The organism is Kribbella sp. VKM Ac-2571 (genome assembly GCF_004362255.1).
Taxonomy (GTDB): Bacteria; Actinomycetota; Actinomycetes; order Propionibacteriales; family Kribbellaceae; genus Kribbella; species Kribbella pratensis.
Map to the genome: position 1 here is coordinate 46,497 of NZ_SNWS01000007.1, position 22,660 is coordinate 69,156.

Below are 22,660 nucleotides of genomic sequence, written 5' to 3' on the forward strand. Positions count from 1 at the left end.
CCAGTGACTCGGGTACTGCTGTACACAGGTAAGGGCGGCGTCGGCAAGACGACCTCCGCCGCGGGGACGGCCACGCTCGCGGCACTGCGCGGGCTGCGGACGCTGGTGCTGTCGACGGACGCCGCGCACTCACTGTCGGACGCGTTCGACTCCGAGGTCGGACCGGAGCCGACCGAGATCGACGACCTGCTGTTCGTCCAGCAGATCAACGCACAGCGCAAGTTCGAGCGGTCCTGGGGCGACATCCAGGCGTATCTGCGGTCGGTGCTGCACATGGTCGGGGTCGACCCGGTCGAGGCCGAGGAGCTGACCGTGCTGCCCGGCGCCGAGGAAGTGCTCGCGCTGCTGGAGGTCCGCGACCACGTCCGTTCCGGCCGCTGGGACGTGATCGTCGTCGACTGCGCCCCGACCGCGGAGACGCTCCGGCTGCTGGCGCTGCCCGAGGCGCTGAACTGGTACCTCGAACGGATCTTCAACGCCGAGCGCAAGATGATGCGGACGTTCCGGCCGTTCTTGAGCCGCGGGTCGAGCATCCCGATGCCGGACGACACGGTCTTCGACGCGCTGCGGCGCCTGCAGGCCGATCTGTCCGACATCCGCACGTTGCTGGCCGGCCCGGACGCCTCGGTGCGGCTGGTGCTGACGCCGGAGGCGGTCGTGGTCGCCGAGGCGCGGCGGTCGCTCACCCGGCTGTCGCTGTACGGGTACCGCGTGGACGGTGTCGTGGCGAACCGGGTCTTCCCGGCCGCCGGGGCCGACACGTGGCGCCGGCAGTGGGTCGCGGCGCAGCGCGGGATTCTCGAGGAGGTCGCGGACTCGTTCCGGCCGTTGCCGATCTGGGAGTCGCCGTACCGCGTCTGTGAGCCGGTCGGCGTCGAGGAACTGGCCGCGTTCGCGGTGGAGATGTACGGCGGGGACGACCCGTTCGCGCGCGCCACGGACGACACGTCGCTCTGGGTGGATCGCCACATCGACACCGACGGGCGGACGTACACGCTGACGATGCCGTTGCCGTTGGCATCCGCCGACGAGCTGGAGCTGGCGCGGCACGGGGACGAGCTGATCATCACCGTCGGGTCGTACCGCCGGGTGCTGCCGCTGCCGGCCGCCCTGGCTCGTGGCGTGGTCGCGGGCGCCCGGCTGGACGAAGGCCGGTTGCAGGTGCGCTTCTCGCCGCGGGAGGTCGCGCGACCGGTCACTACCGAGGTCCCGAGCGGGTCAGGGCCGCTCGAGTCGGCCCAGGAGCTGGCACAGGGCCTCACCGCCGAGTACCACGAGCAACTCACCCGCCGCGAGGCCGCAAGGTGAGCAAGGAACCTGTCGGCTCGGTCGCTGAGGAGGCGGCGAAGCTGTTCGCCGTACTGCAGAACGCTGCCCGTGACGCGCCGCCTGCCGACGAGGCCGAGCACGACCCTGGAGAGCACGACCCTGGAGAGCACGGCACTGCAGAGCACGAGCACAAGTTGGGGCCCGACTGTGTGTGGTGTCCGGTCTGTCAGCTGATCCACCGGGTGCGGAACACCAGCCCGGAGACGATCGAGCAGCTGTCGACGGCCGCCGCGCTCGTGCTCGGCTCACTGAGATCTCTGCTGGAGGCCGCCGCGGACGCGGCCCGGCAGACGCGGGAGGACGCAGCGTCGCGCTCCTCGCCAACGGAGGAGGAAGCGGCCCAAGAATCGACCCGGTCCCGGGTGGACCGGATCGACGTGAGTGAGGACCCCGAACCATGGGACTGACGATCGGCATCGACGTCGGCGGTACGAAGATCGCGGCCGGCGTGGTCGACGAGCACGGCGCGATCATCGCCCGCACGCATCGCGACACCCCGGCCGACTCGGTCGACGCCACCGCGGCGGCGATCTGCGACGCGGCCGCCGAGCTGATCGCGAACCATGCCGTGGAAGCGGTCGGGATCGGCGCGGCCGGGTTCGTCTCCTCGGACCGGTCGACGGTGCTGTTCGCGCCGAACCTGGCCTGGCGGGACGAGCCGCTCGGTGCACGCGTCGCGGAGCAGCTGAAGGTCCCGGTCGTGGTCGAGAACGACGCGAACGCGGCGGCTTGGGGCGAGTTCGCGTTCGGCGCGGCCAAGGACGTCCAGGACATGGTCTGCATCACGGTCGGCACCGGGATCGGCGGCGGCGTGGTGATCGACGGCGAGATGCTGCGCGGTGCCCACGGAGTGGCGGCCGAGCTCGGCCACATGCGCGTCGTACCCGGTGGACACCGGTGCGGCTGCGGTTCTCGCGGCTGCCTCGAGCAGTACGCCTCCGGCAAGGCGCTGGTGCGCGAGGGCAGGGCGCAGGCCGAGTCGGGTTCGCTGGCGGCGGTGCAGATGCTGAGCGTGTGCGGGATCACCGACCCCGCCGAGCTGACCGGCCCGATGATCACCGACGCGGCGGTACAGGGGGACCCGTGCGCGGTCGAGTTGCTCGACGACCTGGGCCGTTGGCTGGGTGAGGGCGTCGCGAGCCTGGCGACGATCTTCGACCCGTCGCTGGTCGTGATCGGCGGCGGTGTGAGCGCGGCGAAGGATCTGATCATGAAGTCCGCGGTGCACGCGTTCGAGAAGGTGCTGCCCGCCAAGGCCAACCGCCCGCACGCGCCGTTCACGCTCGCCGAGCTGGGCAACGACGCCGGCCTGATCGGCGCCGCCGACCTGGCCCGCCGGCCCGTCCCGACGCTGTAGCCGTCGATGACGGTCATCACCTGGGATACTGGACCCGGGACACATCCTGGCCCGGCGGGGGTCGCGAGGAAGGTCGAACCTTGGCTCTGACGCAGGCACTGACAATCGGGATCGACATCGGCGGGACCAAGGTCGCCGCCGGAGTGGTCGACCCGGAGGCCAACATCCTCGACCGGCTGCGGCGGGACACGCCGACCACGGACCCGAAGGAGACCGAGGACGCGATCGCGGAGATCGTGCGCGACCTGGAGTCGCGGCACGACGTGATCGCGGTCGGCATCGGCGCCGCCGGGTTCGTCGACGGCACCCGGTCGTCGGTGCTGTTCGCACCGCATCTCGCCTGGCGGCACGAGCCGCTGCGGGACGCGGTCGAGCGCCGGCTCGGCCTGCCGGTCGTGGTCGAGAACGACGCGAACGCGGCCGCCTGGTCGGAGTGGCGGTTCGGCGGCGGTCAGGGCGAGAGCCACCTGGTGTGCGTCACCCTCGGCACCGGCATCGGCGGCGCGATCCTGAACGACGGCGCGTTGCAGCGCGGGAAGTTCGGGATCGCGGGCGAGTTCGGGCACATGCAGGTCGTGCCGGGCGGTCACCGCTGCGAGTGCGGGAACCGCGGCTGCTGGGAGCAGTACGCCTCCGGCAACGCGCTGACCCGCGAGGCCCGTGAGCTGGCGCTGTCCGGTTCGCCGGTCGCACACAACCTGCTGCGGGCGGCCGAGGGCGATCCGCGCAAGATCAACGGCCCGATGGTGACCGCGCTGGCCAAGGACGGCGACCCGGTCGCGGTCGAGCTGCTCGAGGACGTCGGCCGCTGGCTCGGCATCGGCCTCGCGAACCTGGCCGCCGCACTCGACCCGGGCACCTTCGTGATCGGCGGCGGCGTGTCCGACGCGGGCGAGCTGCTACTGGCGCCGGCGCGGGAGGCGTTCAAGCGGACGCTGACCGGTCGCGGGTTCCGCCCGGAGGCGCGGATCGTCCGCGCGGTGCTCGGGCCGGAGGCGGGCCTGGTCGGTGCGGCCGACCTCGCGCGTGAAGAGGCGACGTGGCTGCGCCGGGTCCGGGTGAAGACCACTGCCGTGACCGCGAAGACGGCTGCGGCGCGCGGACGGTCGACACGCCTCGAGCGGGCGGCCCGGAAGACCGCGGGACGGCGTACCGGGATGCGCGCCGCGGCGCAGGACGCCGACCTGCACCCGGCTGACCTGAACGGCGACCCTGAGGCATGAGTGACGGCGCCCTGCGGGTGCTGTCGTACAACGTGCACCGGTGGGGAGACGACCGCACGGCGCTCGCTCGCGTGGTGCGGGCGTGCGCGCCGGACGTGATGCTCGTGCAGGAGGCACCTACCTGGTTCGGCACCCGTCGCAAGCGCCGGGCCATGGCCGCCACCTTCGGCCTGCGGTACGCCGCAGGCTCCGCCCGCAACGCAATCCTGGTTGCCGAAGGCATCGACCTCGGCGAGCCCGTGCGCTGGCGCATCTGGCGGCCCTTCGTCCGCCGCAGGCTGAACTTCATCGCGACGCAGCTGCCCGGTGGAGCCGTCGGCGGTCACGTCCTCGTCGGTACCACCCGACTCGCGGTCGTCTGCTGCCACCTCGGGCTCCACATCCTCGGCCGTCAGCACGAACTCGAACAGATCCTGAACCGCTGCCGCACCTTCGGTACGCCGTACCTCCTGGCCGGCGACCTCAACGAAGAACCCGACGGACCCGTCTGGAAACGCCTGGCCGAGGAAGGCCTCGTCGACCTGGGCGCCGACACCGGCCCCACCTTCAGCTCCACCGACCCCCACAAACGGATCGACGGCGCCCTACTCTCCCCGACGGTCAACGCTCGGCTCCGCCACGTCCCCGCCACCCGCGACGACCTGGCCGCCGCCTCCGACCACCTACCGCTCCTCATCGAGCTCCAAGCCTGACCGCAGCCCGCCGCGAGGCTCCACTTTGTGCACCAGATCCGCGTGACGCGACCACCGGCGTACGGATCTCATGCACAAGGTGGAGCTCAGGCCCTGAACTCGAGGAGGGGCGTGGTGACGGCTTCACGCCAGTTCGCGCGATGCGTCGTGGTCCGGAGCCGGTAGTACAGGGTTTCCCGGCGTACGTCGTCCGCGCTGCCGGAGTGGCCGCCGATGTTGTGCGCCAGCAGATAGTGCGCGAAGAGGACGCTGCCGGCCGCTCCGGTGGTCTGGATCGGATCGCCGAGCGGGATGTCGGGGTAGGGGCCCGGATTCATCTCGTCGACCCGGGACAGCGCGTCGGCGCCACGGTCGGCAAGGTACTCGCCGAAGCGAAGGTGCGTCCCCGGCCAGAGGTAGAGATTGCCCCGGTCCAGCTCCTCGTGAGAGGTCAGCCACAATCCGGCGAGCATCGTGAACGTCCCCGGCGTGCCGTCCTCCAGGCACGGCGTGATCCCGTCGACGTGCGGTCCGCCCGGCCGGTGGGGCCACGGCGGGATCGTCGTCGCGACCTGGGCCTGGTCCGGCTCGAGAAGCTCCAGTTCCGGCCGCAGCAACTGGGCGGCCAGCTCTGCGATCCCAGCTGCGCGGTACAACGCCAGCAGCGGGTGTCCGTCGTCGAGGGCGGGCCACAGGAAGTGCGCGCCGACACCCTCCGGCGGCTGGCGTTCGAGCATCTCGCCGACAACGCGGCGAGCGGCGGCAATCTGGTCGGTGAGTACGCCGGGCACGACGACGTACCCATGGTTCCGGAACTGCGTGCGCTGTGCCTCGGTGAGCTGCCGCATGCCGCCAGTCCATCAGCGGCATGGATGTGCGGCAAACGAATTAGCTCTTCTTGCGGTTCAGGAACGCGAGCATGGCTTCTTGGGCGGCGGGGGACCCGAACAGGGATGCGGACAGCTCGGCGAGGTCTTTGCCGCGGGCATCTATGTCGGCGAGCAACTCGCGGTTGAGGAGCTTCTTGGTCTCGCGCAGGCCCTGTGGTGCGCCCTTCAGCAGCGACGTGAGCACCGTGTCGACGGCAGCGTCCAGGTCGGCGTCCGGCACCGTCAGCGTCAGCAGGCCGAGGCGTGCGGCCTCGAGGGCGTCGAAGGCGTTGCCGGTCAGGAAGGTGTACGCCGCCGCGCGGTCCGTGAGGCGGGGGAGGACCGTGAGCGAGATCGTCGCTGCCGCGAGCCCCAGCCGGACCTCGGTCAACGCGAACGTCGCGCTCTCCCCGGCGACGCTGATGTCGGCCGCCGCCACGATCCCGATGCCGCCCGCTCGCGCCGGGCCCGCGACGCGCACGACGACCGGCTTCGGGTTCGCCACGATCGCCCGCTGTACGTCGACCATCCGCTGCGCGCCGACGCCCATCCCGACGGTGGTCGCCTCGGACAGATCGGCCCCCGAGCAGAACACGTCCAGCGCCGACCGAATCACGATCACCCGCACCGCATCGTCCCCACCCGCCGCATCGAGCCGCGCCAGCAACTCGCCGGTCAACTGCTGCGACAACGCATTCTTGTTGTGCGGCGAATCGAGCGTGATCGTGGCAACGCCGCCATCGGTGTCCAGGTGCACGAGTTCCGTCATACGGCCATCCAACACGCTTCCGGTCCGGCCGTCATGTCCAGGGAAGCGGGACAGTGCGGACAGGTCGGCCCGATGACGTGAAAAGGTGCCGGGATGACGATTGACATCAGTGGCTCGAACGTCCGGCAGACGGTCCGGTTCGATCGGCCGATCAAAGGCAAGGATCTGATCGACGCGGTGCGGGCCACCTGCGCGGCGAAGGGTTCCGATTTCTCCGAGACCAAGCGGTACGACGACGGCTGGCTGCATGCCGTCGGTCAGAGCTCGCATGCGGAGCAGCAGCAGTTGCTGGTGGCACCGGATCGCGACAACGCGTTCATCAAGCCGGACAAGACCTACACGGAGGCTGTGGTCCTGCGGCACAACTTTCCGCGGGCGGGCACGAGGACCCTGGCCCGCAACGACTTCGACGTCGAGGACGAGGTCCGAGAGGTGATCGAGTTCGCCGACGCGTTGCAGCGGACGGTTCAGCACGGTCCCGACGCCGGCAAGGCAATGTCGCGCGGCCTGGACGCCGGCGGACCGGAAGTGCGGGCCGGCAACAGCCCGGAGTGGGGCCGCCGGGAGGGCAGCGGCTATCGCCCCGGCGGGCACCGCGACCTGGGCCGTTAAGGCCCCGACGGGGACGATGTCGGGTTGAGGGGGTCGGCGTGGCGGTGGGTGATCTTCCACGCGCGGTCCTCGGCCCGGAACACCATCGTCGTGCGCAGGAGGTGCGGCACCGGGGCCGGCTGGGTGACGTGCTGGACGGTGCCGCGCTCGATCGCGACCGTGTACGCCGTGTCCGCGCCGACGTGCTTGACGAGGTACTCGAACTCGATCTTCGCGCCGCTGGGGACGAACTGCGAGGACGCCCACTCGTACCGCGGCCCGATCTCGGACCAGCCGACCTCCTGCCCGCCGAACCCGCCGAAGATCGAGGTCTGTTCGCTGCGCGACACCAACGGCAACCACAACGACGGATCGCCGTTGACGAACGCGGTGTTGGCCTCCTCGAAACGCCGCAGAAACGACTCGAAGTTTTCAGTCACCAAACCAGTCTCTATGCCGACTGGGTCACTTGATGTCGGCGTACGACGGAGAGAGTTCGCGGGCCAGGTGCTCGATGAACAGGCCGACGTCGGTGACGATCCCGCGGGCCTGGGACGAGCCGCGGTCCGCGAGCTTGGTCACCGTCGCCGGGTTGATGTCCACGCAGGTCAGCGGGATCGACGCCGGCAGGATGTTGCCGGTGGCAACCGAGTGCAGCATGGTCGCGGCCATCAGGCAGTACCCGACGCCGTCCAGTTCGGCCCGCATCGCGCGCTGGCCCTCGAGGACGTCGGTGTAGACGTCCGGCAGCGGCCCGTCGTCACGCACCGACCCGACCAGCACGAAACTCTTCCCTTGCCGAACCAGCGCGTGCATCACGCCGGAGGTCAGCACGCCCTGCTCGACCGCCGCCGTGATCGACCCGGCCTTGCGGATCGTGTTGATCGCCCGGATGTGGTGCTCGTGCCCGTGCTCGACGCCCCGCCCGCGGGCGAGATCCACGCCGAGCGAGGTCCCGTACAGCGACGACTCGATGTCGTGCGTCGCGAGCGCATTGCCGGCGAACAGTACGTCGACGTACCCGGCCTCCACGATCGCCACCATCGCGGGCGCGGCGCCGGTGTGCACGATGCCGGGCCCGCCGACCCAGAGCACCTTCTGCCCGTTCGCCTTGGCCTCGCGCATCCCGTCCGCGACCTGCTTGACCAGCACCCGCTGCGGCTTCTCCGACGACACGTCCGACTCCATGAAGCCGAATCCGTCCGCGGTGCTCGTCACGATCGGGGGCGTGACCCGCACGCCCTGCGCGCTCGTGATGATCCTCATCCCGGCGCGGACCTCCGACATCGGGATGGTCCGTACGGTGCCGGATTCTGGGTCACCCTCGACGAGCAGGCCGCAGTCCATCTCCGGGTTCTGGACGGTGACCCAGTGGCCGCCGAGCCGGACGCTCGTCGGCAGGTTCGTGGTCGAGTAGAACCCGTCCGGGAACACCCCGTCCTGGCTGACCTCGGTGATCTCCGGCGTACCGGGATCGACCAGGTTCGCGCCCTTGGTCTGGATCCGCATCAGCAGCCGCTGCAGCGCCTCCTCGTCCTCCGCGCCGACCGTCATCCGGACCGTGGACGGGTCGTCCTTGTCGTAGCCGAGATCGAACTTGTCCAGCGTGTACTCGCCGCCGTACCCGCGAATGTCGTCGAGCACCCGGGACAGCAGCCCGGAGTCCATCAGGTGGCCGGTGATCTCGACAGTCTCGGTGACCTGCACGGGTGCCCTCCCAAACGAGTGATGTCGTCAGATTGTCCGACGATCCGCACTCTAACGCAGACGAAGAACCTCAGACGACCGCTCCGTCGTCACCGCCGTCGCCCGGAGGGAGCCGGTCCTTCATCCGGAAGACCAGCGTGAGGAAGCCGCCGATGAATCCGGTGACCGCGAGCGTGGTGATCCGGCCGGTGCCGAAGTCGAGCAGGGCGGCCAGGATGAGCAGCAGCGGGCCGCCCAGCAGCCCGAGCCAGGCGAGCCGGCTGATCCAGTCCAGGCGCGGGCCGCGCGGGGGCTCCGGCGGGACGTAGTGGTCGTGCGGGTCGTCGGCCTTCCTGGCGGGCGGCTCCGCGTCCTCGGTCTTCTTCTCCTCGACGGTGAGCCCGGCCGGTACGTCGATCAGCGGCTCGTACTTGTCGTCTATGTCCTCGCTCGCCGGCCAGCGCGCGACCGTCTCCTCGCCGCCGTCGTGCCCCGGCGCGGACGGCTGGTTGAACTGCTCCACCAGCGACTGCCACTCGGCGTCCTCGGTACTGCGGTCGATCACCGGGCGAGCCCGCTCCACCGCCTCGGCGTCGACGAAGATCTCGTCGTACCCGACCGGGATCCGGACCGGCTCCTCGGCCTCCTCCGGCGCCGCGACCTCACGCAGGGCCTCGCTCTGGTTCTCGCAGTACGCCGCGATACCGGCCGCCTTGAGCGCGTCGAGCACCGGCTCCGCGACCAGCGGATCGATGCCCCCGAGCGACGTGTACGACGTCGCGGTCAGTCCGTTGTCACGCATGGGTGTGCTCGCTCAGCCGGCTGATGAAGGCTGTCGAGTCCGCGAAGATCCGCGGTGCGTCGTTGTCCAGGGTTGCCACGTGGTAGCTGTCCTCGAGCAGGGTCTCGGTCACGTCGCGGGACGAGATCGAGGACAGCACTGCCCGCCCCGAGCTCGGCTCCACCACATGATCGACAGTACTGCGGAACAACAGCACCGGCTGCGTGATCTTCGCCAGATCGTCCCGGGTGATCCTCCACAGCTGCGAGAGCGAGTGCAGCGCCCGCAGCGGCATCCGGTCGTACGCGCCCTCGTCGACGCCGGGCTTCTTGATGTCGTTCGAGATGCCCGGGAACGACGGCACCAGCCTGGACAGCACCGGCAGCAGCGCGAGCCGCTTGTCGTCGGTGCGCACCGACGGGTTGATCAGGACCAGACCGGATACGTCCGCTCCGTGCTGCTCGGCAAGCCGCAGTACCAGGCAGCCGCCCATCGACAGCCCCACCAGGAAGACCCGGTCGTGCTCCTTGCGCAGCCGCTCGAACTCGTTGTCGAGTACGGCGTACCAGTCCGGCCAGCCGGTCTTGTTCATCTCCTGCCAGCTGGTCCCGTGACCGGGCAGCCGCGGTACCGCGACGCCGTACCCCTCGGCGGCCAGGTGCTCACCGAACGGCCGCATCGACTTCGGCGAGCCGGTGAATCCGTGGCTCAGCAGTACGCCGACGGCGGCGTTCTCCCCGGTGCCGGGACTGCGAAACTCCTCCGCGTGGGCTTGCACTGGCACGCTCGACTCCTCGCCGTTCACTGTCCTCACAACCGCGCTGTGAAGCGCGTGACAATCGTCGCATCTGGGCTGCGTCCAGTCTGCATCCAGGTGACAACACGGTGAGCGACACCCGCATTCCTGGCGGTGACATTGCCTGAGGGGGAAGCTGGAACGTAGTGTCCGCACCGGAGGGTGGCGCGCCGGAGTTGTCGCGTGACCGCCACCGGCGGGCACTGGTGCCGGACGCAGGTACGGGCCGACGATGGTGACGTGGGCTCTCGGTGAGTGCTGGTGAGTGTCGGGCGAGTGACGGAGGTCGAGGCGGATGCTGTACCTGTTCCTCAGACGGTTCTTGGTCGCACCACTGGTCAGGCTGTTCTTCCGGCCCAAGGTGACCGGGACGGAGCACGTGCCCACCGAGGGCCCGGCGCTGCTGGTCAGCAACCACCTCGCGTTCTGCGACTCGATCTTCCTGCCGGTCTCGATTCCGCGGCAGATCGTCTTCCCGGCCAAATCGGAGTACTTCACCGGTCCCGGCCTGAAGGGGAAGCTGGTCGCCACGTTCTTCCGGTCCGTGGGCCAGATCCCGATCGACCGCTCCGGCGGCCGCGCCTCGCTGGCCGCGCTGAACACCGGCCTGGGGATCCTGGAGAAGGGCGGCCTGTTCGGGATCTACCCCGAGGGCACCCGCTCGCCCGACGGCCGGCTGTACAAGGGCAAGACCGGCGTCGCCCGGATGGCGATCGTGGCCGGCGTCCCGGTGATCCCGGTCGCGATGATCGACACCGAGAAGCTGCAGCCGCCGGGCTCGATCCGGCCGAAGATGTTCTACCGCGAGAAGGGCCGGCTGCTGCCGCGGCTGGTGCGCCCGGGCGTGGCGTTCGGCAAGCCGCTGGACTTCTCCCGCTACGAGGGCATGGAGCGCGACCGCTTCGTCCTGCGCTCGGTCACCGACGAGATCATGTACGCCCTGATGGACCTGTCCGGTCAGGAGTACGTCGACATGTACGCCGACAAGGCCAAGGAACTGCTCAAGGCCGGCGAGTCGATCGACGAGCACGTCCGCCTCGGCGACACCAAGGCCAGCTGACCGCTTTCCGGCCGTCGTGCGGCGAGGATGGCCGTTATGGACAACGACCTGAACGTGCTCGGTGAGCCGCTCGAGGAGTGCGGCACCGATCCGGTGACCGGGTTCTACCGTGACGGCTGCTGCACGAGCGGTCCGGAGGATCTCGGCAGCCACACCGTGTGCGCGGTGATGACGTCGGAGTTCCTGGCCCACCAGGCCTCGATCGGCAACGACCTGATCACCCCGCGCCCTGAGTGGCAGTTCCCCGGACTGAACCCGGGCGACCGCTGGTGCGTCGTAGCGGCCCGCTGGCTCCAGTCGTACCACGCCGGCGCCCCAGCTCCCGTCGTACTCGCATCGACCCACGTCCGCGCGCTGGACACCATTCCGCTGACCGTCCTCCGCGCCCAAGCCGTAGACGTCCCCCAGGACCCCAGCTCCCTCACCTGAGACGCGCACGCAGCGTGCGCAGGGGGTCAACTAGGCTGAGGGCATGCAATTTGCGACGTTGACGGCGGGTGAGGTTCCCGGGGTTCCTACGCTGGACGAGTTGCGGGGGCTGAAGCCGCTGCAGCAGCCGGAGTGGCCGGATCAGGGTGTCCTCGAGCAGGTGATCAGGGAACTCCGGACGCTGCCGCCGCTGGTGTTCGCCGGTGAGTGCGACGACCTGACGACGAAGATCGGCGCGGTCGCCCGCGGTGAGGCGTTCATCCTCCAGGGCGGCGACTGCGCGGAAACGTTCGCGGGCGTGACCGCGGAGAACATCCGGGCCAAGCTGCGGGTGCTGCTGCAGATGTCCGTCGTACTGCAGTACGCCGCCAGCGTGCCGGTCGTGAAGATCGGCCGGATCGCGGGGCAGTACGCCAAGCCGCGCTCCTCCGGCGAGGAGACCCGGGAGGGCGTGGCACTGCCGTCGTACCGCGGTGACGCCGTGAACGGCTTCGACTTCACCCCCGAGTCGCGGATCCCGGATCCGCAGCGCCTGCGCGGCGTTTACAACGCGGCCGCGGCGACGCTCAACCTGACCCGCGCGTTCACCACCGGCGGGTACGCCGACCTGCACCAGGTGCACGCCTGGAACACCGACTTCGTGAAGTCTTCCCCGGTCGGCCGCCGCTACGAGCAGCTGGCCTCGGAGATCGAGCGCGCGCTCGCCTTCATGCGCGCGTGCGGCGCGACGTCGGACGAGTTCCGGACCGTCGACTTCTACGCGTCGCACGAGGCGCTCATCCTCGAGTACGAGCATGCTCTGACCCGGATCGACTCGCGGACCGAGCAGCCGTACGACGTGTCCGGCCACCTGCTGTGGGTGGGGGAGCGGACCCGGCAGCTGGACGGCGCGCACGTCGAGTTCCTCGCCTCGCTGTCGAACCCGCTCGGCGTGAAGATCGGTCCGACCACGACGCCGGAGTACATCCGGGCCCTCATCGACAAGCTGAACCCGAAGGGCATCGAGGGCCGGCTCACGTTCATCACCCGGATGGGCGCGGGCAAGATCCGCGAGGCGCTGCCGCCGCTGCTGGAGGCGGTCCGCGACCACGGCTCGCCGATCGCGTGGGTGTGCGACCCGATGCACGGGAACACCTACGAGACGCCGAACGGGTACAAGACCCGCAACTTCGACGACGTGATGGACGAGGTGCAGGGCTTCTTCGACGCCCACGAGCAGGTCGGGACCTGGCCGGGCGGAGTCCACATGGAGCTCACCGGCGACGACGTCACCGAGTGCCTCGGCGGCGGTGAGGAGCTGGTCGCGGAGGACCTCGTGAACCGGTACGAGACCGCCTGCGACCCGCGGCTGAACCGCCACCAGTCCCTCGAGCTGGCCTTCCTCGTCGCCGAACGCCTGCGCGGCGCACAGGCATGATCGATCTCCGCTCGGACACCGTCACCCGCCCGTCCGCGGACATGCTGGCCGCGATGACGTCGGCCCCGCTCGGCGACGACGTGTACGGCGAGGACCCGACCGTCAACGCCCTGGAGGAGCGGGTCGCCGGCCTGCTCGGGCACGAGGCCGGCCTGTTTACCGTCACGGGCTCGCTCGCGAACATCCTCGGCGTACGTTCCTTGGTGCCGCCCGGCGGTGAGGTGCTCTGTGAGGCGAGTGCGCACATCGCACGGGCCGAGCTCGGCGCACACGCGGCCGTGAGCGGTGTCACCACCCGTACGTGGAGCGCGCCGTCCGGGCAGATCGACCTCGAGCAGATCCGCGCGCTGATCGCGCCCGACCTCGGTCCGTACTTCGTCGTCACGTCGGCCGTCTCGGTCGAGAACACGCACAACTTCGGCGGCGGGTCGATCCAGCACGGGTACGACGTACTCGCGGACGAACTCGATGCCCGCGGTATCCCGCTGCACCTGGACGGCGCCCGACTGTGGAACGCTGCTGTCGCCACTGGACGGCCCGTCGCGTCTTTTGCCTCGCGAGCGGCCGCGGCGAGCGTTTGCCTGTCCAAGGGCCTCGGCGCGCCGGTCGGCTCCGTTCTCGTGGGCTCTGCGGAGCTGATCCGCGAGGCACGGATCTGGAGGAAGCGTCTCGGCGCCGGCTGGCGGCAGGCCGGCGTACTGGCCGCAGCCGGTCTGTACGCCGTTGAGCACAACGTCGAGCGGCTGGCCGAGGACCACGCGAACGCTCGCGCGATCGCCGAGGTGCTCGCCGACGCGGCACCCGGCTCGGTGAAGCCCGACCAGGTCGAGACCAACATCGTCGTCGCCGACCTGGCCGCGACTGGCCGCACGGTCGCCGAGGTGGTGGCCGGCGCTCGCGACGCCGGCGTACTGGTCGGTGGTGTCGGAGCGACGCAGCTGCGGGTCGTCACGCATCTCGACGCGTCGGCAGCCGACTGCCGTACGGCCGCGGAAAATCTCGCGCGGCTGATCGGTTAGGGTTCAGCTGTCGGGGTCGCAGCGTTCGGGGAGAGCCGTGCGAGAGATCGTCGTGTTCAGCGGAAGTGCCCACACCGAGTTGGCGGAGCAGATCTGCAAGGATCTCGGCGTACCGCTGTCTCCGGTCGAGATCCATCGTTTCAGCAACGACTGCCTGCAGGTCCAATTGCAGGCGAACTGCCGGCAACGAGACGTGTACATCGTGCAACCGCTGGTACCGCCGACGCAGGATCATCTGATGGAGCTACTGCTGATGATCGACGCCGCTCGCGGCGCCTCGGCGCAGCAGATCACCGCCGTCATCCCGCACTACGCGTATGCACGGTCCGACAAGAAGGACGCGTCCCGGATCTCGATCGGCGGCCGGCTCGTAGCCGACATGCTGACCACGGCCGGAGCCAACCGGGTCCTGACGATGTCCCTGCACGCGCCCCAGGTCCACGGCTTCTTCTCGGTCCCGGTCGACCACCTGACCGCGATCGGCATCCTCGCCGACCACTTCCGCGGACGCGACCTGTCCGACACCGTCGTGGTCAGCCCCGACCTCGGCAACGCGAAGACCGCAACGCAGTTCGCCCGGCTGCTGGGCCTCCCGGTCGCGGCCGGCAGCAAGCAACGGCTCGCCGACGACCGCGTGGTCATCGACACGATCGTCGGCGACGTCGCCGGCAAACGCGCGATCGTCCTCGACGACGAGATCGCCACCGGCGGCTCCATCATCGAACTCCTGGACCGCCTGAAGGACCGCGGCTGCACGTCAGCCGCCGTCGCTTGCACCCACGGCCTCTTCGCCGGCCCCGCAGTCGAGCGGTTGAAGTCGCATCCGTCCATCACCGAAGTCATCAGCACCGACACCGTCCCCCGCCCCACGGGCTTCCCCGACCTCCAGGTCACCTCAGTAGCCGGCCTCTTCGCCGAAGCCATCAAACGAATCCACGACGGCGAATCCGTCAGCAGCCTCTTCGACGGCGTAGACCCCACCCACGCCCCACCCCAACCCAAACTCCCCTTCTAGAAGTAACGAACCCCGCACGCCACGCAGGCGCCTACTTCATCGCTCCGCTCCTCAGCGCACCGGCTCCGCCCACCGCCGGCTTAGCGCCGTATTTCTGCTCGCTACCGCTCGCATGCGACTACCAATCCAACGCCCGCGACCAATCAACCCGGCCCGCCAGAGGAGCAAAGCTGGTGTCGAACGAACAAGGCCGGATCTTCCGCGAGGCGTGGATCGCAGGGGTGACGAAGCATTACCCCGGTGAACCAAAGCCCGGATACGTTGCGCCCTGGGAAGACACTCCCGACTGGGAGCGGGAGAGCGCCGCAGCCGTCTACGACCAGGTACGGGCGTTCGTCGAGATCTCCGAAGGAAACACAAGCAAGCTCACCCGAGTGCAAAAGGGCCGATTCGTCGCGCTGTGCTGGATCGCGCAGATCTACCGCCACCTCCCCGACCCCAAACCCAGCTACGTAGCCGACTGGAAAGACCTACCAGCCTGGCAACAAGAAACCGACGCGGACATCTTCGAGCGAATCGAAAGCGCGAGCTGACACCGACCAGGTCGAGCATGATGTCGTCCCCATCGGGTGGTGTGGCCACCGCCTTCACCAGCCAGTCGGCCCGCGATTCACCCAGCTCGAATGCGTCCCACTCATACTCGCCCACCACCTCTAGGCGTCCAGTCACCGTCACCCGAGACCCGGTCGGCACGTCACGGGCCCAGCCGTCGGATTGCGCCTGGTAACGGTCAGAACCGACGGTGAGGACGAACTCGGCGCCTGCGTGCCGCCCGCCCGCTCCGGTGTCCACGTCAAAGTCCTTCGGCTCACTCGCTCGGCCCGTCAGCCGGTAAATGACCTCATGTGGTTGCCCGCCCTGGGCCTCGACGATTCCATCTGGCGAGTCGGGTGTTGCAGCCGTCACGTCGCCGCGCGCTCGTAGACCAACACCGGTGAGCAGGGAGTCGACGTTTGGCAACCCAGGCTCCCCGTCGGCGATCATCCAGTGCATCAACCGAACCCACATAAGCCCATCATCGTGCGTACTGCGGATCGCCCGCACGTTGGCCGCGTGCATTGGTGGTCCTGCTCAGGTGGTCGCGAGGCTTGTAGCCCCTCGTACATCAGGTGACGGACATGTGTCGCAGATCAGTTGGCGGACCTCATGGATAGCGCACCGTTCCGGAGCACGCGGTGGCGGCCCTTGCCCACGAGACATCCCACGGTCGGGCTGCGCGCCGGAACGGCACAGATCGGTGGGGGCTGGCGTTGAGCGTCGAACGCTTTCGGCGGTGTGCCCGTGCCTCAGGGGTCACGTCGTACCAAGCTCTGCGACATTCGACGGAGGAGCGCGGGCCAGGGCTCTGTCGCCGTACTGGACGTGAACGCGAGGATGTCGAGGAGTGTCGCACTGCGCGGCGCCGCCCAGTTTCGATCCTCCGACGTGGACGGCTCCTTCAGGAGTCTGGCCAACGCCAGGTAGAGGTGGTACCAGAGCGCGTCGCGCTCGAGGGCGAGGTCACCGTCTCGGTCGTCGCCCGAGGGAGCGACCGCTTTTCGGTACCCGGACAGCAGGTCGGGCAGTTCCCGGATCGGCAGGCCGACGAGATCACGAGCCGGAGAACCCCATTCGGCACAGCCCCAGTCCAGCAGCGCCGTGACGCGCCCTTTGCGGTCGACCATCACATTGGACGGGATAACGTCGCGGTGGAGTAGCGCCGGATCCGCCTGCGACGGACCTTCGGGATGCAGGAGGGCGAATCGTTCGAGGAGCCAGTCGTGCTGGGTACTGCCGATCTCTCCCGCCTCCATGAGCCGGCCAAGCAACGCGGGTGGTGAGAACGTGAAGGGCGCCGGGATCGCGCTGACGGGCCCGACCTTGCTGAGCCGGACCTGGTGGAGTGTCACCAGGATTTCGCCGAGGGGTCCGAGCACGCGCCGTCGCCCGCTCGGATCGGGCGCCTGATACGCCAGGGTCGCGCCATGCACTCGCTGCAGGACCATGTACGGCACGCTCGCGACACGCAGGGTCGAGTCGTAGCTGACGAGTTCCGGAGTCGGCACGCCCGCGTCCTGGACCAGCGGAATGACCTCAGCCTCCTTCGAGAGCGACTCCGCTGCTCTGGTGGTGCGAGGGATGCGCAGGACGAGCTCACTGCCGAGGAAGATCGTCAGGTTCACCTGGCCCTGAGTGGGAGCCGGCACCACGTCCTTCTCCGTCACGCCATAGTGCGCAGCCACAGCGCGCACATCGTCAGCGAATGGACCTTCATTGATCACGTTCGTCGAGCTCCTCGTGGTCCGCGGGATCCTCGAGTCCCTGTACGGCGCCTGGCCGCCGTCGCGTTGTGGTCCGGTGGGTGTGTCGCGACTGAGCACGGCGATCGCGGGGCGCGCCCGACGTCGCAGCCTAATGCACGCGGCGCCACCGCCCCGACCGTCATCCAGCGTTTGCCTTCGGCAACCAATCCAGCAGCTGGCAGGAGAACTGCAGGTGAGCGGACGCTGGGGGTGGCTAGCGGGCCAGGTTGTCGACATTGATGCCGTTGGCGCTGAGGGTGGCTGTGATCCATTTGCGTTGGAGTGGGCTTGCTGTGGCTAGCAGGTATTGCATGGCGTCGGTTGCTCGGTGTTTACGGCCGTTGGCGACTGATGGGCGTAGGGAGGGTGGCAGGTTGTGGCAGGCGTCTGCGAGGGATCGGATCCATTCGGTGACGTCGACATCGATGGGGCCGATGTCTGTCGCTGACCGGACTTCGCCGAGGTAGGCGCTGCCTCGGATGGAGACGAAGGCCTCGTAGCAGAGCACGGTTACGGCTTCGGTCGCTTGGCGTTCGCGGCGGCGTCGACGGGAGAGCAGGAGCATGGCTGACATTGTGCATGGCACCGCTGCGGCGTCTTTGGCTGTAGGTGAAGGAGTTATTGTCGGGTTGTGGGTGGTTGGGACAGCTTGCGGGTGGAGTTGCGGCGGTTGCTGGCGGAAGCGCCAGGAGCGCTGGTGGAGTGGCCTGACCCGGATAGTGAGCAGCGGTACGAGAAGCGGATTTGGATTGGGCTGGCTGCTTGGGCGACGGAGATTGCGGCTTCGTTGCACGCGACGTACGGGGAACTCGTCGAGTTGCATGTTGGGGCGATGCGGTTTCCTGAGCGGGAGCTGTTGGGGAATGCGCACCTGCTCCAGGTGCACGGCGAGCCAGCTGAAGGCGCTGGGCTCGGCGTCGAACCGCTCGCTCCATTGACTGTCCGAAGTGGACGACACGCGCGCCGGGACCTGCTGATCACGAATCGCACCGAGCGCACGGAGGTGTTGATCACCAATGGCGAGTTGTCCTCCGCAGTGACCAACAGCTCTGGCGCCGTGGTCGGCCGCTTCGCCGGCCCGCACACCCTGGCACGGGTGGGCTTCGAGATCGCACCTCAGGAGACTCGTCCGGTCCCTGTCCTGATTGGGACGGCCTCGATAGTTCCTGAGCTGGGGTACGCCGTCCCGCCGGGCCAGTGGACGCTGGTCGTCGTACTGCAAACCGAGACCGGCAGCATGCTGCTGGCGCCACTGGACCTCACGGTCAGCGAATAGCCGGCTCTCTTGACGCACGGGTGGGTGATTGGGTTGCTTCGCCGCCCTTCGACCGCCGTACCGCAGTCACCCCAGCCCCTCGAGTCGTGGGTTTCGGTGGACAAACCGCAGCCGCGATCCACGACTCGCGGTTCCGGAGGCTAACCAAACGCCACGACTCGGTCAGTTCCTCCGGAAAAGGCAGTCGTTCCGAGCCGACACCCGGTCGGCCGTGCCGACGCTTGACCGCGTAGGCGTTCTGCGCGACCGCGGTTGGAGGAGCGCCGTCATAAGAGCTGGGTTATCCCTTCGGGTGCAGGGTTCTCCACTCGTGTATCAGTAGAGAACCCCCAATGAGAAGGGTTAACCCATCGTCTGCGCGCCGCGGGGGCGGGGCCGGGGTGATCGGGCGGGACGACGGTGGCGGGGCGACGGTTGGCGGGGCGACGGTGGCGGCGGTGGCGGCGGTGGCGGCGGTGGCGGCGGGGACGGCGGGGACGGCGGGGACGGCGGGGACGGGTGGAGAGTGGGGACAGGTGCTGGTGGCTGGGGACAGGCAATAGCAGGTGCCGACCCACCATTGCCTGTCCCGTGACCTCGGCTTGGGCTGATCTCCACCCACATCTCGGACAGCAGGGCCCAATAACCGGTTGCCTGGGCCCGGGTGGTCGCGCAGAGTGCGGTGGCGTGGACGATGCTGAGCTTGATGTGCTGCTGAGGAATGAGCGGTATCCGCGGGCTGCGGCGTACTCGGGGCGGTGGATGGTTGATGGGGCTATGGGGCCGAACCCGGTGTGGCAGGCGGAGGCGTTGACCGAGCTCATGCCGCTTGAGCCTGGGATGCGGGTGTTGGACTTGGGGTGTGGCACTGCGTTGAGTTCGGTCTTTTTGGCCAAGGAGTTTGGGATTGAGGTTTGGGCTGCCGATCTGTGGGTGCAGCCCGATGAGAACTTGCGGCGGGTGGTGGAGGCGGGGCTGGAGGGGCGGGTGTATCCGGTTCAGGCCGAGGCTCATGCGTTGCCATTCGCTGAGGGGTTCTTTGATGCGCTCGTCAGCATCGGCGCTTATCACTACTTCGGCACCGACGATCTTTACGTCGGTTACTTCTCACGGTTCGCGAAGCCCGGTGGGCGGATCGGCATCATTCAGCCTGGTCTCGCGGAGGAGTACGAGACGCTTCCGCCACCACACCTCGAGCCCTACTGGCAATGGGACTTCTGTGCCTGGCACAGTCCGGGCTGGTGGCGGCGCCATTGGGAGAAGACCGGTCTGGTCGCTGTCGAGGTCGCCGATCGCCTGCCCGATGGGTGGCGAGACTGGCTGCAGTGGAACGAAGCGTGCGACCTCGATAGCGGTACGCCGGGACGCGAAGAAGCCCAGATGCTCCACGCCGACGCGGGCCGGACCCTCGGCCTCACTCGAGTCATCGCCCGCCGCAACAGCTAGCTGGTAGCTTCAGCATCGTGTTGGAGGGGGCTGTTGAGCGCACTGGGTTTTCGGGTGTGGTTCGCGTGGATCGGGCGGGTGTGACTGAGTTCTGCTCGGCTTATGGGTGCGCCGACCGGGCGCATGGGATCCTCAACACGGTTGAGACGCAGTTTGCGACCGCGAGTGGGACGAAGAGCCTGACGGCGTTGGCTGTGATGAGTCTCGTCGAGCGCGGGACGTTCGGGCTCAAGACCACGGCCCGTTCGTTGCTCGGCAAGGATCTGCCGAGCATCGCCGATGACGTCACGATCGAGCAGTTGCTGGCGCACCGGTCCGGGATCGGCGACTACTTCCCTGAAGACGGCGACATCACCGACTACGTGATGCCGGTGCCGGTGCACGAGCTTGCGACGACCGAGCAGTATTTGCCCGTGCTGGACGGGCACAAGACCGTGTCCCGGGCCGGCGAGCGGTTCGCATACAACAACGGCGGCTACGTCGTCCTCGCCCTGCTGGCCGAACGGGCGAGCGGCGTCGACTTCCACCAGTTGGTTCGTACGCTGGTCTGCGAGCCGGCAGGCATGGTCGACACCGAGTTCCTGCGCTCCGACGAACTCCCGGGCCGCGCCGCCCTCGGCTATCTGTCCGTCGACGGCCTGCGAACGAACGTGTTCCACCTCCCTGTCATCGGCAGCGGCGACGGCGGCATCTACTCGACCGCTGCCGACCTCAGCGCCTTCTGGGACGCGTTGTTCGCTGGAAGGATCGTTTCCCCGGAGCACGTCGCCGAGATGGTGCGGCCGCGCAGCGACTGGCCGGAGGAGTCCAGGCGCTACGGCCTCGGGTTCCACCTCCACGCGACGGGCGACGCCGTCTGGCTGGAGGGGTACGACGCCGGCGTGTCCTTCGCCAGCCTGCACAAGCCTTCGTCATCGATCACCTACACGGTCATCTCGAACTGGTCCGACGGCGCCTGGCCGATCATCAAGATCCTCAACGACCAGCTCGGGATCACGCGCACGGCCGCGGGATCCGAGGATGACCAATAGCATTGCCGGTATGGCGGATTCTGTGCGGATCGGTGTTGTCGGCGCGGGGAGCATCTCGGTTCGCGGGCTCCTTCCGCACCTGAGCCAGCCGGATCTGGTCGGCCGGGTGTCGTTGGCAGCGGTGTGTGACCCGGTGCCGGGGCGAGCGGAGGCGGCGGCCGAGAAGTTCGGCGTCGAGCGGGCGTTCGTCGAGTACGAGGAGTTGCTGGCGCGCGGCGACCTCGACGCCGTGACAATCGCTTCTCCGATCGGATTGCACTACGAGCAGGGCAAGCTCGCGTTGCAGGCCGGGAAGCACGTGCACTTCAACAAGACGATGACGCTGACCGTCGCGGAGGCGACCGAGTTGATCGAGCTCGCGGCGGAGAACGATCTGCGAATCGTCGCGTCACCGGGGGAGATGCTGCGGCCGCATCATGTGCGGACGCGGGAGCTGATCGCCGAGGGCGCGATCGGGACGTTGTCGTGGGTGAGCTGCGGTGCGGCGTTCGGCACCTACCACGAGGACGAGTCCGTCCGCGGCGGGAACGACGTACTCACGAACATCGATCCGTCGTGGTACTTCCGCAAGCCCGGCGGCGGACCGTTGTACGACATGACGGTCTACGCGCTGCATTCCGTGACCGGGATCCTCGGCCCGGCGCAGCGGGTCGCGGCGATGTCCGGCGTACGCGTGCCTGTCCGCACGAGCGGAGGCGTCGACGTACAGACGGATGCCGACGACAACACCGTCATCCTGATCGACTTCGGCGACAACCTGTTCTGCGTTGCGACCGGGACCGCCGCGGGCGGGATGCGCGGAGGGTTCGGCGGCGCCTATTACGGTACGGCGGGAACGATCGACGGACTGCTGCTCAACGGCGAACCGTTCGACTTCCCCAACCGCGACCCGTCCGAACAGTCGCCCCGTGGGCCTGGGAACCAGGCGCTGCTTCCGCACGTGACCGGCGTACACCGGGAGATCGAGGAGCAGCACGTGTACGAGGACGTGATGCAGCTGGTCGACTGGGTGCGCGACGGCAAGCCCTCGATCGTCACCGCCGAACACGCGCGCCACGTCATCGACATCATCGAGTCCGCGTACCGCGCGGCAGCAACCGGCCAGACCCAAGACCTCACAACAACCTTCTGAGCAACCATCACCGCCCGAACCGTCACCGCAAGCCGCACAATGGCGTCCATGGGGAAATGGCACGCAGGTCTCGGCCGGCCGTCCGGCGAAGCGCTGCGTTGGGCGCTCGTCGCCATGGTGATGCTGCCGTTGGGCCTGCTGATCACCTCCCTCGATCGGGACGAGGATCGACTGCTCGCCGATGCTCCCGTCGTGAGCGGTGTCGTCGTCGCGGAGCCGGTGCCAGTGGTCGATCGCGGGCAACCACTTACGGTCTCGTTCACCACGCAACGCGGCGAACGAGTCGAGCTGAACATCGAGAAGTATTTCGAGCCGCGCCGTACCAAGGGGCAGAGCATCGCGATCCAGTACGCGTACGACGGCGACGAGGTCGTCGCACGCGAGGCAGGTTGGCGCCCGGACTTCTGGAGCCGGTACCTCTACCTGTGCATGGGCATCGTCGGTGCTCTGACCGGTACGACGATCCTGCTGGTCAGCTCGCGCCGCCGACGGGTTTGACCCC

The 22,660-nt window shown here is 68.7% G+C and carries 25 protein-coding genes; 17 read left to right on the forward strand and 8 right to left on the reverse strand.

What is annotated here, in order from left to right:
* Positions 1 to 3 precede the first annotated feature (3 nt).
* The 5 genes from EV651_RS16895 to EV651_RS16915 all read left to right on the forward strand — a co-directional run bounded on the left by EV651_RS16895 (position 4) and on the right by EV651_RS16915 (position 4,601).
* The gene (locus EV651_RS16895) at positions 4 to 1,308 is read left to right on the forward strand and encodes an ArsA family ATPase (protein ID WP_133786159.1); all 1,305 of its coding nucleotides are present in this window, start codon (positions 4 to 6) and stop codon (positions 1,306 to 1,308) included.
* Positions 1,305 to 1,736, forward strand: a complete 432-nt coding sequence (locus tag EV651_RS16900) for a hypothetical protein (RefSeq protein ID WP_133786160.1) — start codon at positions 1,305 to 1,307, stop codon at positions 1,734 to 1,736. The genes EV651_RS16895 and EV651_RS16900 overlap by 4 nt, the downstream gene beginning before the upstream one ends.
* Complete coding sequence (locus tag EV651_RS16905; RefSeq protein ID WP_133786161.1) at positions 1,727 to 2,686, forward strand: ROK family glucokinase; 960 nt, start codon at positions 1,727 to 1,729, stop codon at positions 2,684 to 2,686. The genes EV651_RS16900 and EV651_RS16905 overlap by 10 nt, the downstream gene beginning before the upstream one ends.
* An 80-nt stretch (positions 2,687 to 2,766) precedes the next feature.
* A complete protein-coding gene (locus EV651_RS16910) occupies positions 2,767 to 3,909 on the forward strand; it encodes an ROK family glucokinase (protein ID WP_133786162.1) in 1,143 nt (380 codons plus the stop codon).
* Entirely contained in the window at positions 3,906 to 4,601 is a 696-nt protein-coding gene (locus EV651_RS16915) for an endonuclease/exonuclease/phosphatase family protein (RefSeq protein WP_133786163.1), read from the forward strand. Before EV651_RS16910 ends, EV651_RS16915 begins: the two co-directional genes overlap by 4 nt.
* Before the next feature lie 86 nt (positions 4,602 to 4,687).
* On the opposite strand, the gene EV651_RS16920 is transcribed toward EV651_RS16915, so the two are convergent.
* Both EV651_RS16920 and EV651_RS16925 read right to left on the reverse strand, forming a co-directional pair.
* Entirely contained in the window at positions 4,688 to 5,428 is a 741-nt protein-coding gene (locus EV651_RS16920; RefSeq protein ID WP_133786164.1) for a phytanoyl-CoA dioxygenase, read from the reverse strand.
* Between the two features lie 40 nt (positions 5,429 to 5,468).
* On the reverse strand, positions 5,469 to 6,218 hold the full coding sequence (locus EV651_RS16925) for an enoyl-CoA hydratase-related protein (protein WP_133786165.1): 750 nt from the start codon (positions 6,216 to 6,218) through the stop codon (positions 5,469 to 5,471).
* Positions 6,219 to 6,311: 93 nt separating this feature from the next.
* Between EV651_RS16925 and EV651_RS16930 the strand changes: the two genes are divergently transcribed.
* Entirely contained in the window at positions 6,312 to 6,830 is a 519-nt protein-coding gene (locus EV651_RS16930) for a hypothetical protein (RefSeq protein ID WP_133786166.1), read from the forward strand.
* Here the strand turns inward: EV651_RS16930 and EV651_RS16935 are convergent.
* From EV651_RS16935 to EV651_RS16950, 4 genes are all read right to left on the reverse strand, one after another.
* Positions 6,827 to 7,249 carry a nuclear transport factor 2 family protein gene (locus EV651_RS16935; RefSeq protein WP_166658633.1) on the reverse strand — a complete coding sequence of 141 codons (423 nt, stop codon included), beginning with the start codon at positions 7,247 to 7,249 and terminating at the stop codon, positions 6,827 to 6,829. The genes EV651_RS16930 and EV651_RS16935 overlap by 4 nt on opposite strands.
* 25 nt (positions 7,250 to 7,274) lie before the next feature.
* Positions 7,275 to 8,516: a TIGR00300 family protein gene (locus EV651_RS16940; RefSeq protein ID WP_133786168.1), complete on the reverse strand. Its 1,242-nt coding sequence runs from the start codon at positions 8,514 to 8,516 to the stop codon at positions 7,275 to 7,277.
* 70 nt (positions 8,517 to 8,586) lie between these two features.
* Positions 8,587 to 9,297 carry a hypothetical protein gene (locus EV651_RS16945; RefSeq protein ID WP_133786169.1) on the reverse strand — a complete coding sequence of 237 codons (711 nt, stop codon included), beginning with the start codon at positions 9,295 to 9,297 and terminating at the stop codon, positions 8,587 to 8,589.
* The gene (locus tag EV651_RS16950; protein ID WP_133786170.1) at positions 9,290 to 10,060 is read right to left on the reverse strand and encodes a carboxylesterase; all 771 of its coding nucleotides are present in this window, start codon (positions 10,058 to 10,060) and stop codon (positions 9,290 to 9,292) included. The genes EV651_RS16945 and EV651_RS16950 overlap by 8 nt, the downstream gene beginning before the upstream one ends.
* Positions 10,061 to 10,367: 307 nt before the next feature.
* Here EV651_RS16950 and EV651_RS16955 point away from each other — a divergent pair, with 307 nt between their 5' ends.
* The 6 genes from EV651_RS16955 to EV651_RS16980 all read left to right on the forward strand — a co-directional run bounded on the left by EV651_RS16955 (position 10,368) and on the right by EV651_RS16980 (position 15,545).
* Entirely contained in the window at positions 10,368 to 11,132 is a 765-nt protein-coding gene (locus EV651_RS16955; RefSeq protein ID WP_133786171.1) for a 1-acyl-sn-glycerol-3-phosphate acyltransferase, read from the forward strand.
* A gap of 36 nt (positions 11,133 to 11,168) precedes the next feature.
* Positions 11,169 to 11,561 (forward strand): DUF2237 family protein, encoded by a 393-nt coding sequence (locus EV651_RS16960; protein ID WP_133786172.1) that lies wholly within the window; start codon positions 11,169 to 11,171, stop codon positions 11,559 to 11,561.
* Positions 11,562 to 11,604: 43 nt separating this feature from the next.
* Positions 11,605 to 12,978, forward strand: coding sequence for a class II 3-deoxy-7-phosphoheptulonate synthase (locus tag EV651_RS16965; protein WP_238156958.1), 1,374 nt, complete (start codon positions 11,605 to 11,607; stop codon positions 12,976 to 12,978).
* Positions 12,975 to 13,997, forward strand: a complete 1,023-nt coding sequence (locus EV651_RS16970; RefSeq protein ID WP_133786173.1) for a low specificity L-threonine aldolase — start codon at positions 12,975 to 12,977, stop codon at positions 13,995 to 13,997. The genes EV651_RS16965 and EV651_RS16970 overlap by 4 nt, the downstream gene beginning before the upstream one ends.
* Before the next feature lie 37 nt (positions 13,998 to 14,034).
* Entirely contained in the window at positions 14,035 to 15,012 is a 978-nt protein-coding gene (locus EV651_RS16975) for a ribose-phosphate pyrophosphokinase (RefSeq protein WP_133786174.1), read from the forward strand.
* Between the two features lie 173 nt (positions 15,013 to 15,185).
* A complete protein-coding gene (locus tag EV651_RS16980; protein ID WP_133786175.1) occupies positions 15,186 to 15,545 on the forward strand; it encodes a hypothetical protein in 360 nt (119 codons plus the stop codon).
* Between the two features lie 753 nt (positions 15,546 to 16,298).
* Here the strand turns inward: EV651_RS16980 and EV651_RS16985 are convergent.
* Positions 16,299 to 17,234: a phosphotransferase family protein gene (locus tag EV651_RS16985; protein WP_166658634.1), complete on the reverse strand. Its 936-nt coding sequence runs from the start codon at positions 17,232 to 17,234 to the stop codon at positions 16,299 to 16,301.
* A gap of 274 nt (positions 17,235 to 17,508) precedes the next feature.
* Positions 17,509 to 17,859, reverse strand: coding sequence for a hypothetical protein (locus EV651_RS16990; protein WP_133786177.1), 351 nt, complete (start codon positions 17,857 to 17,859; stop codon positions 17,509 to 17,511).
* A gap of 267 nt (positions 17,860 to 18,126) precedes the next feature.
* Here EV651_RS16990 and EV651_RS16995 point away from each other — a divergent pair, with 267 nt between their 5' ends.
* The 5 genes from EV651_RS16995 (at position 18,127) to EV651_RS17020 (ending at position 22,656) form a co-directional block, all read left to right on the forward strand.
* Positions 18,127 to 18,570, forward strand: coding sequence for a hypothetical protein (locus tag EV651_RS16995; protein ID WP_133786178.1), 444 nt, complete (start codon positions 18,127 to 18,129; stop codon positions 18,568 to 18,570).
* A 666-nt stretch (positions 18,571 to 19,236) separates the two neighbouring features.
* The gene (locus EV651_RS17005; RefSeq protein WP_202870364.1) at positions 19,237 to 19,995 is read left to right on the forward strand and encodes a cyclopropane-fatty-acyl-phospholipid synthase family protein; all 759 of its coding nucleotides are present in this window, start codon (positions 19,237 to 19,239) and stop codon (positions 19,993 to 19,995) included.
* Positions 19,996 to 20,012: 17 nt separating this feature from the next.
* The gene (locus EV651_RS17010) at positions 20,013 to 21,026 is read left to right on the forward strand and encodes a serine hydrolase (RefSeq protein ID WP_255512195.1); all 1,014 of its coding nucleotides are present in this window, start codon (positions 20,013 to 20,015) and stop codon (positions 21,024 to 21,026) included.
* Positions 21,027 to 21,036: 10 nt separating this feature from the next.
* Complete coding sequence (locus EV651_RS17015; RefSeq protein WP_133786180.1) at positions 21,037 to 22,158, forward strand: Gfo/Idh/MocA family protein; 1,122 nt, start codon at positions 21,037 to 21,039, stop codon at positions 22,156 to 22,158.
* A 48-nt stretch (positions 22,159 to 22,206) separates the two neighbouring features.
* Positions 22,207 to 22,656, forward strand: coding sequence for a hypothetical protein (locus EV651_RS17020; protein ID WP_133786181.1), 450 nt, complete (start codon positions 22,207 to 22,209; stop codon positions 22,654 to 22,656).
* Positions 22,657 to 22,660: the final 4 nt, after the last annotated feature.

Coding starts and splice junctions, on each gene's coding strand:
- EV651_RS16905 (WP_133786161.1), top strand. CDS start 1,727: ATGGGACTGACGATCGGCATCGACGTCGGCGGTACGAAGATCGCGGCC.
- EV651_RS16915 (WP_133786163.1), top strand. CDS start 3,906: ATGAGTGACGGCGCCCTGCGGGTGCTGTCGTACAACGTGCACCGGTGG.
- EV651_RS16920 (WP_133786164.1), bottom strand. CDS start 5,428: ATGCGGCAGCTCACCGAGGCACAGCGCACGCAGTTCCGGAACCATGGG.
- EV651_RS16925 (WP_133786165.1), bottom strand. CDS start 6,218: ATGACGGAACTCGTGCACCTGGACACCGATGGCGGCGTTGCCACGATC.
- EV651_RS16930 (WP_133786166.1), top strand. CDS start 6,312: ATGACGATTGACATCAGTGGCTCGAACGTCCGGCAGACGGTCCGGTTC.
- EV651_RS16945 (WP_133786169.1), bottom strand. CDS start 9,297: ATGCGTGACAACGGACTGACCGCGACGTCGTACACGTCGCTCGGGGGC.
- EV651_RS16955 (WP_133786171.1), top strand. CDS start 10,368: ATGCTGTACCTGTTCCTCAGACGGTTCTTGGTCGCACCACTGGTCAGG.
- EV651_RS16960 (WP_133786172.1), top strand. CDS start 11,169: ATGGACAACGACCTGAACGTGCTCGGTGAGCCGCTCGAGGAGTGCGGC.
- EV651_RS16965 (WP_238156958.1), top strand. CDS start 11,605: ATGCAATTTGCGACGTTGACGGCGGGTGAGGTTCCCGGGGTTCCTACG.
- EV651_RS16970 (WP_133786173.1), top strand. CDS start 12,975: ATGATCGATCTCCGCTCGGACACCGTCACCCGCCCGTCCGCGGACATG.
- EV651_RS16990 (WP_133786177.1), bottom strand. CDS start 17,859: ATGCTCCTGCTCTCCCGTCGACGCCGCCGCGAACGCCAAGCGACCGAA.
- EV651_RS16995 (WP_133786178.1), top strand. CDS start 18,127: ATGCGGTTTCCTGAGCGGGAGCTGTTGGGGAATGCGCACCTGCTCCAG.
- EV651_RS17015 (WP_133786180.1), top strand. CDS start 21,037: ATGGCGGATTCTGTGCGGATCGGTGTTGTCGGCGCGGGGAGCATCTCG.
- EV651_RS17020 (WP_133786181.1), top strand. CDS start 22,207: ATGGGGAAATGGCACGCAGGTCTCGGCCGGCCGTCCGGCGAAGCGCTG.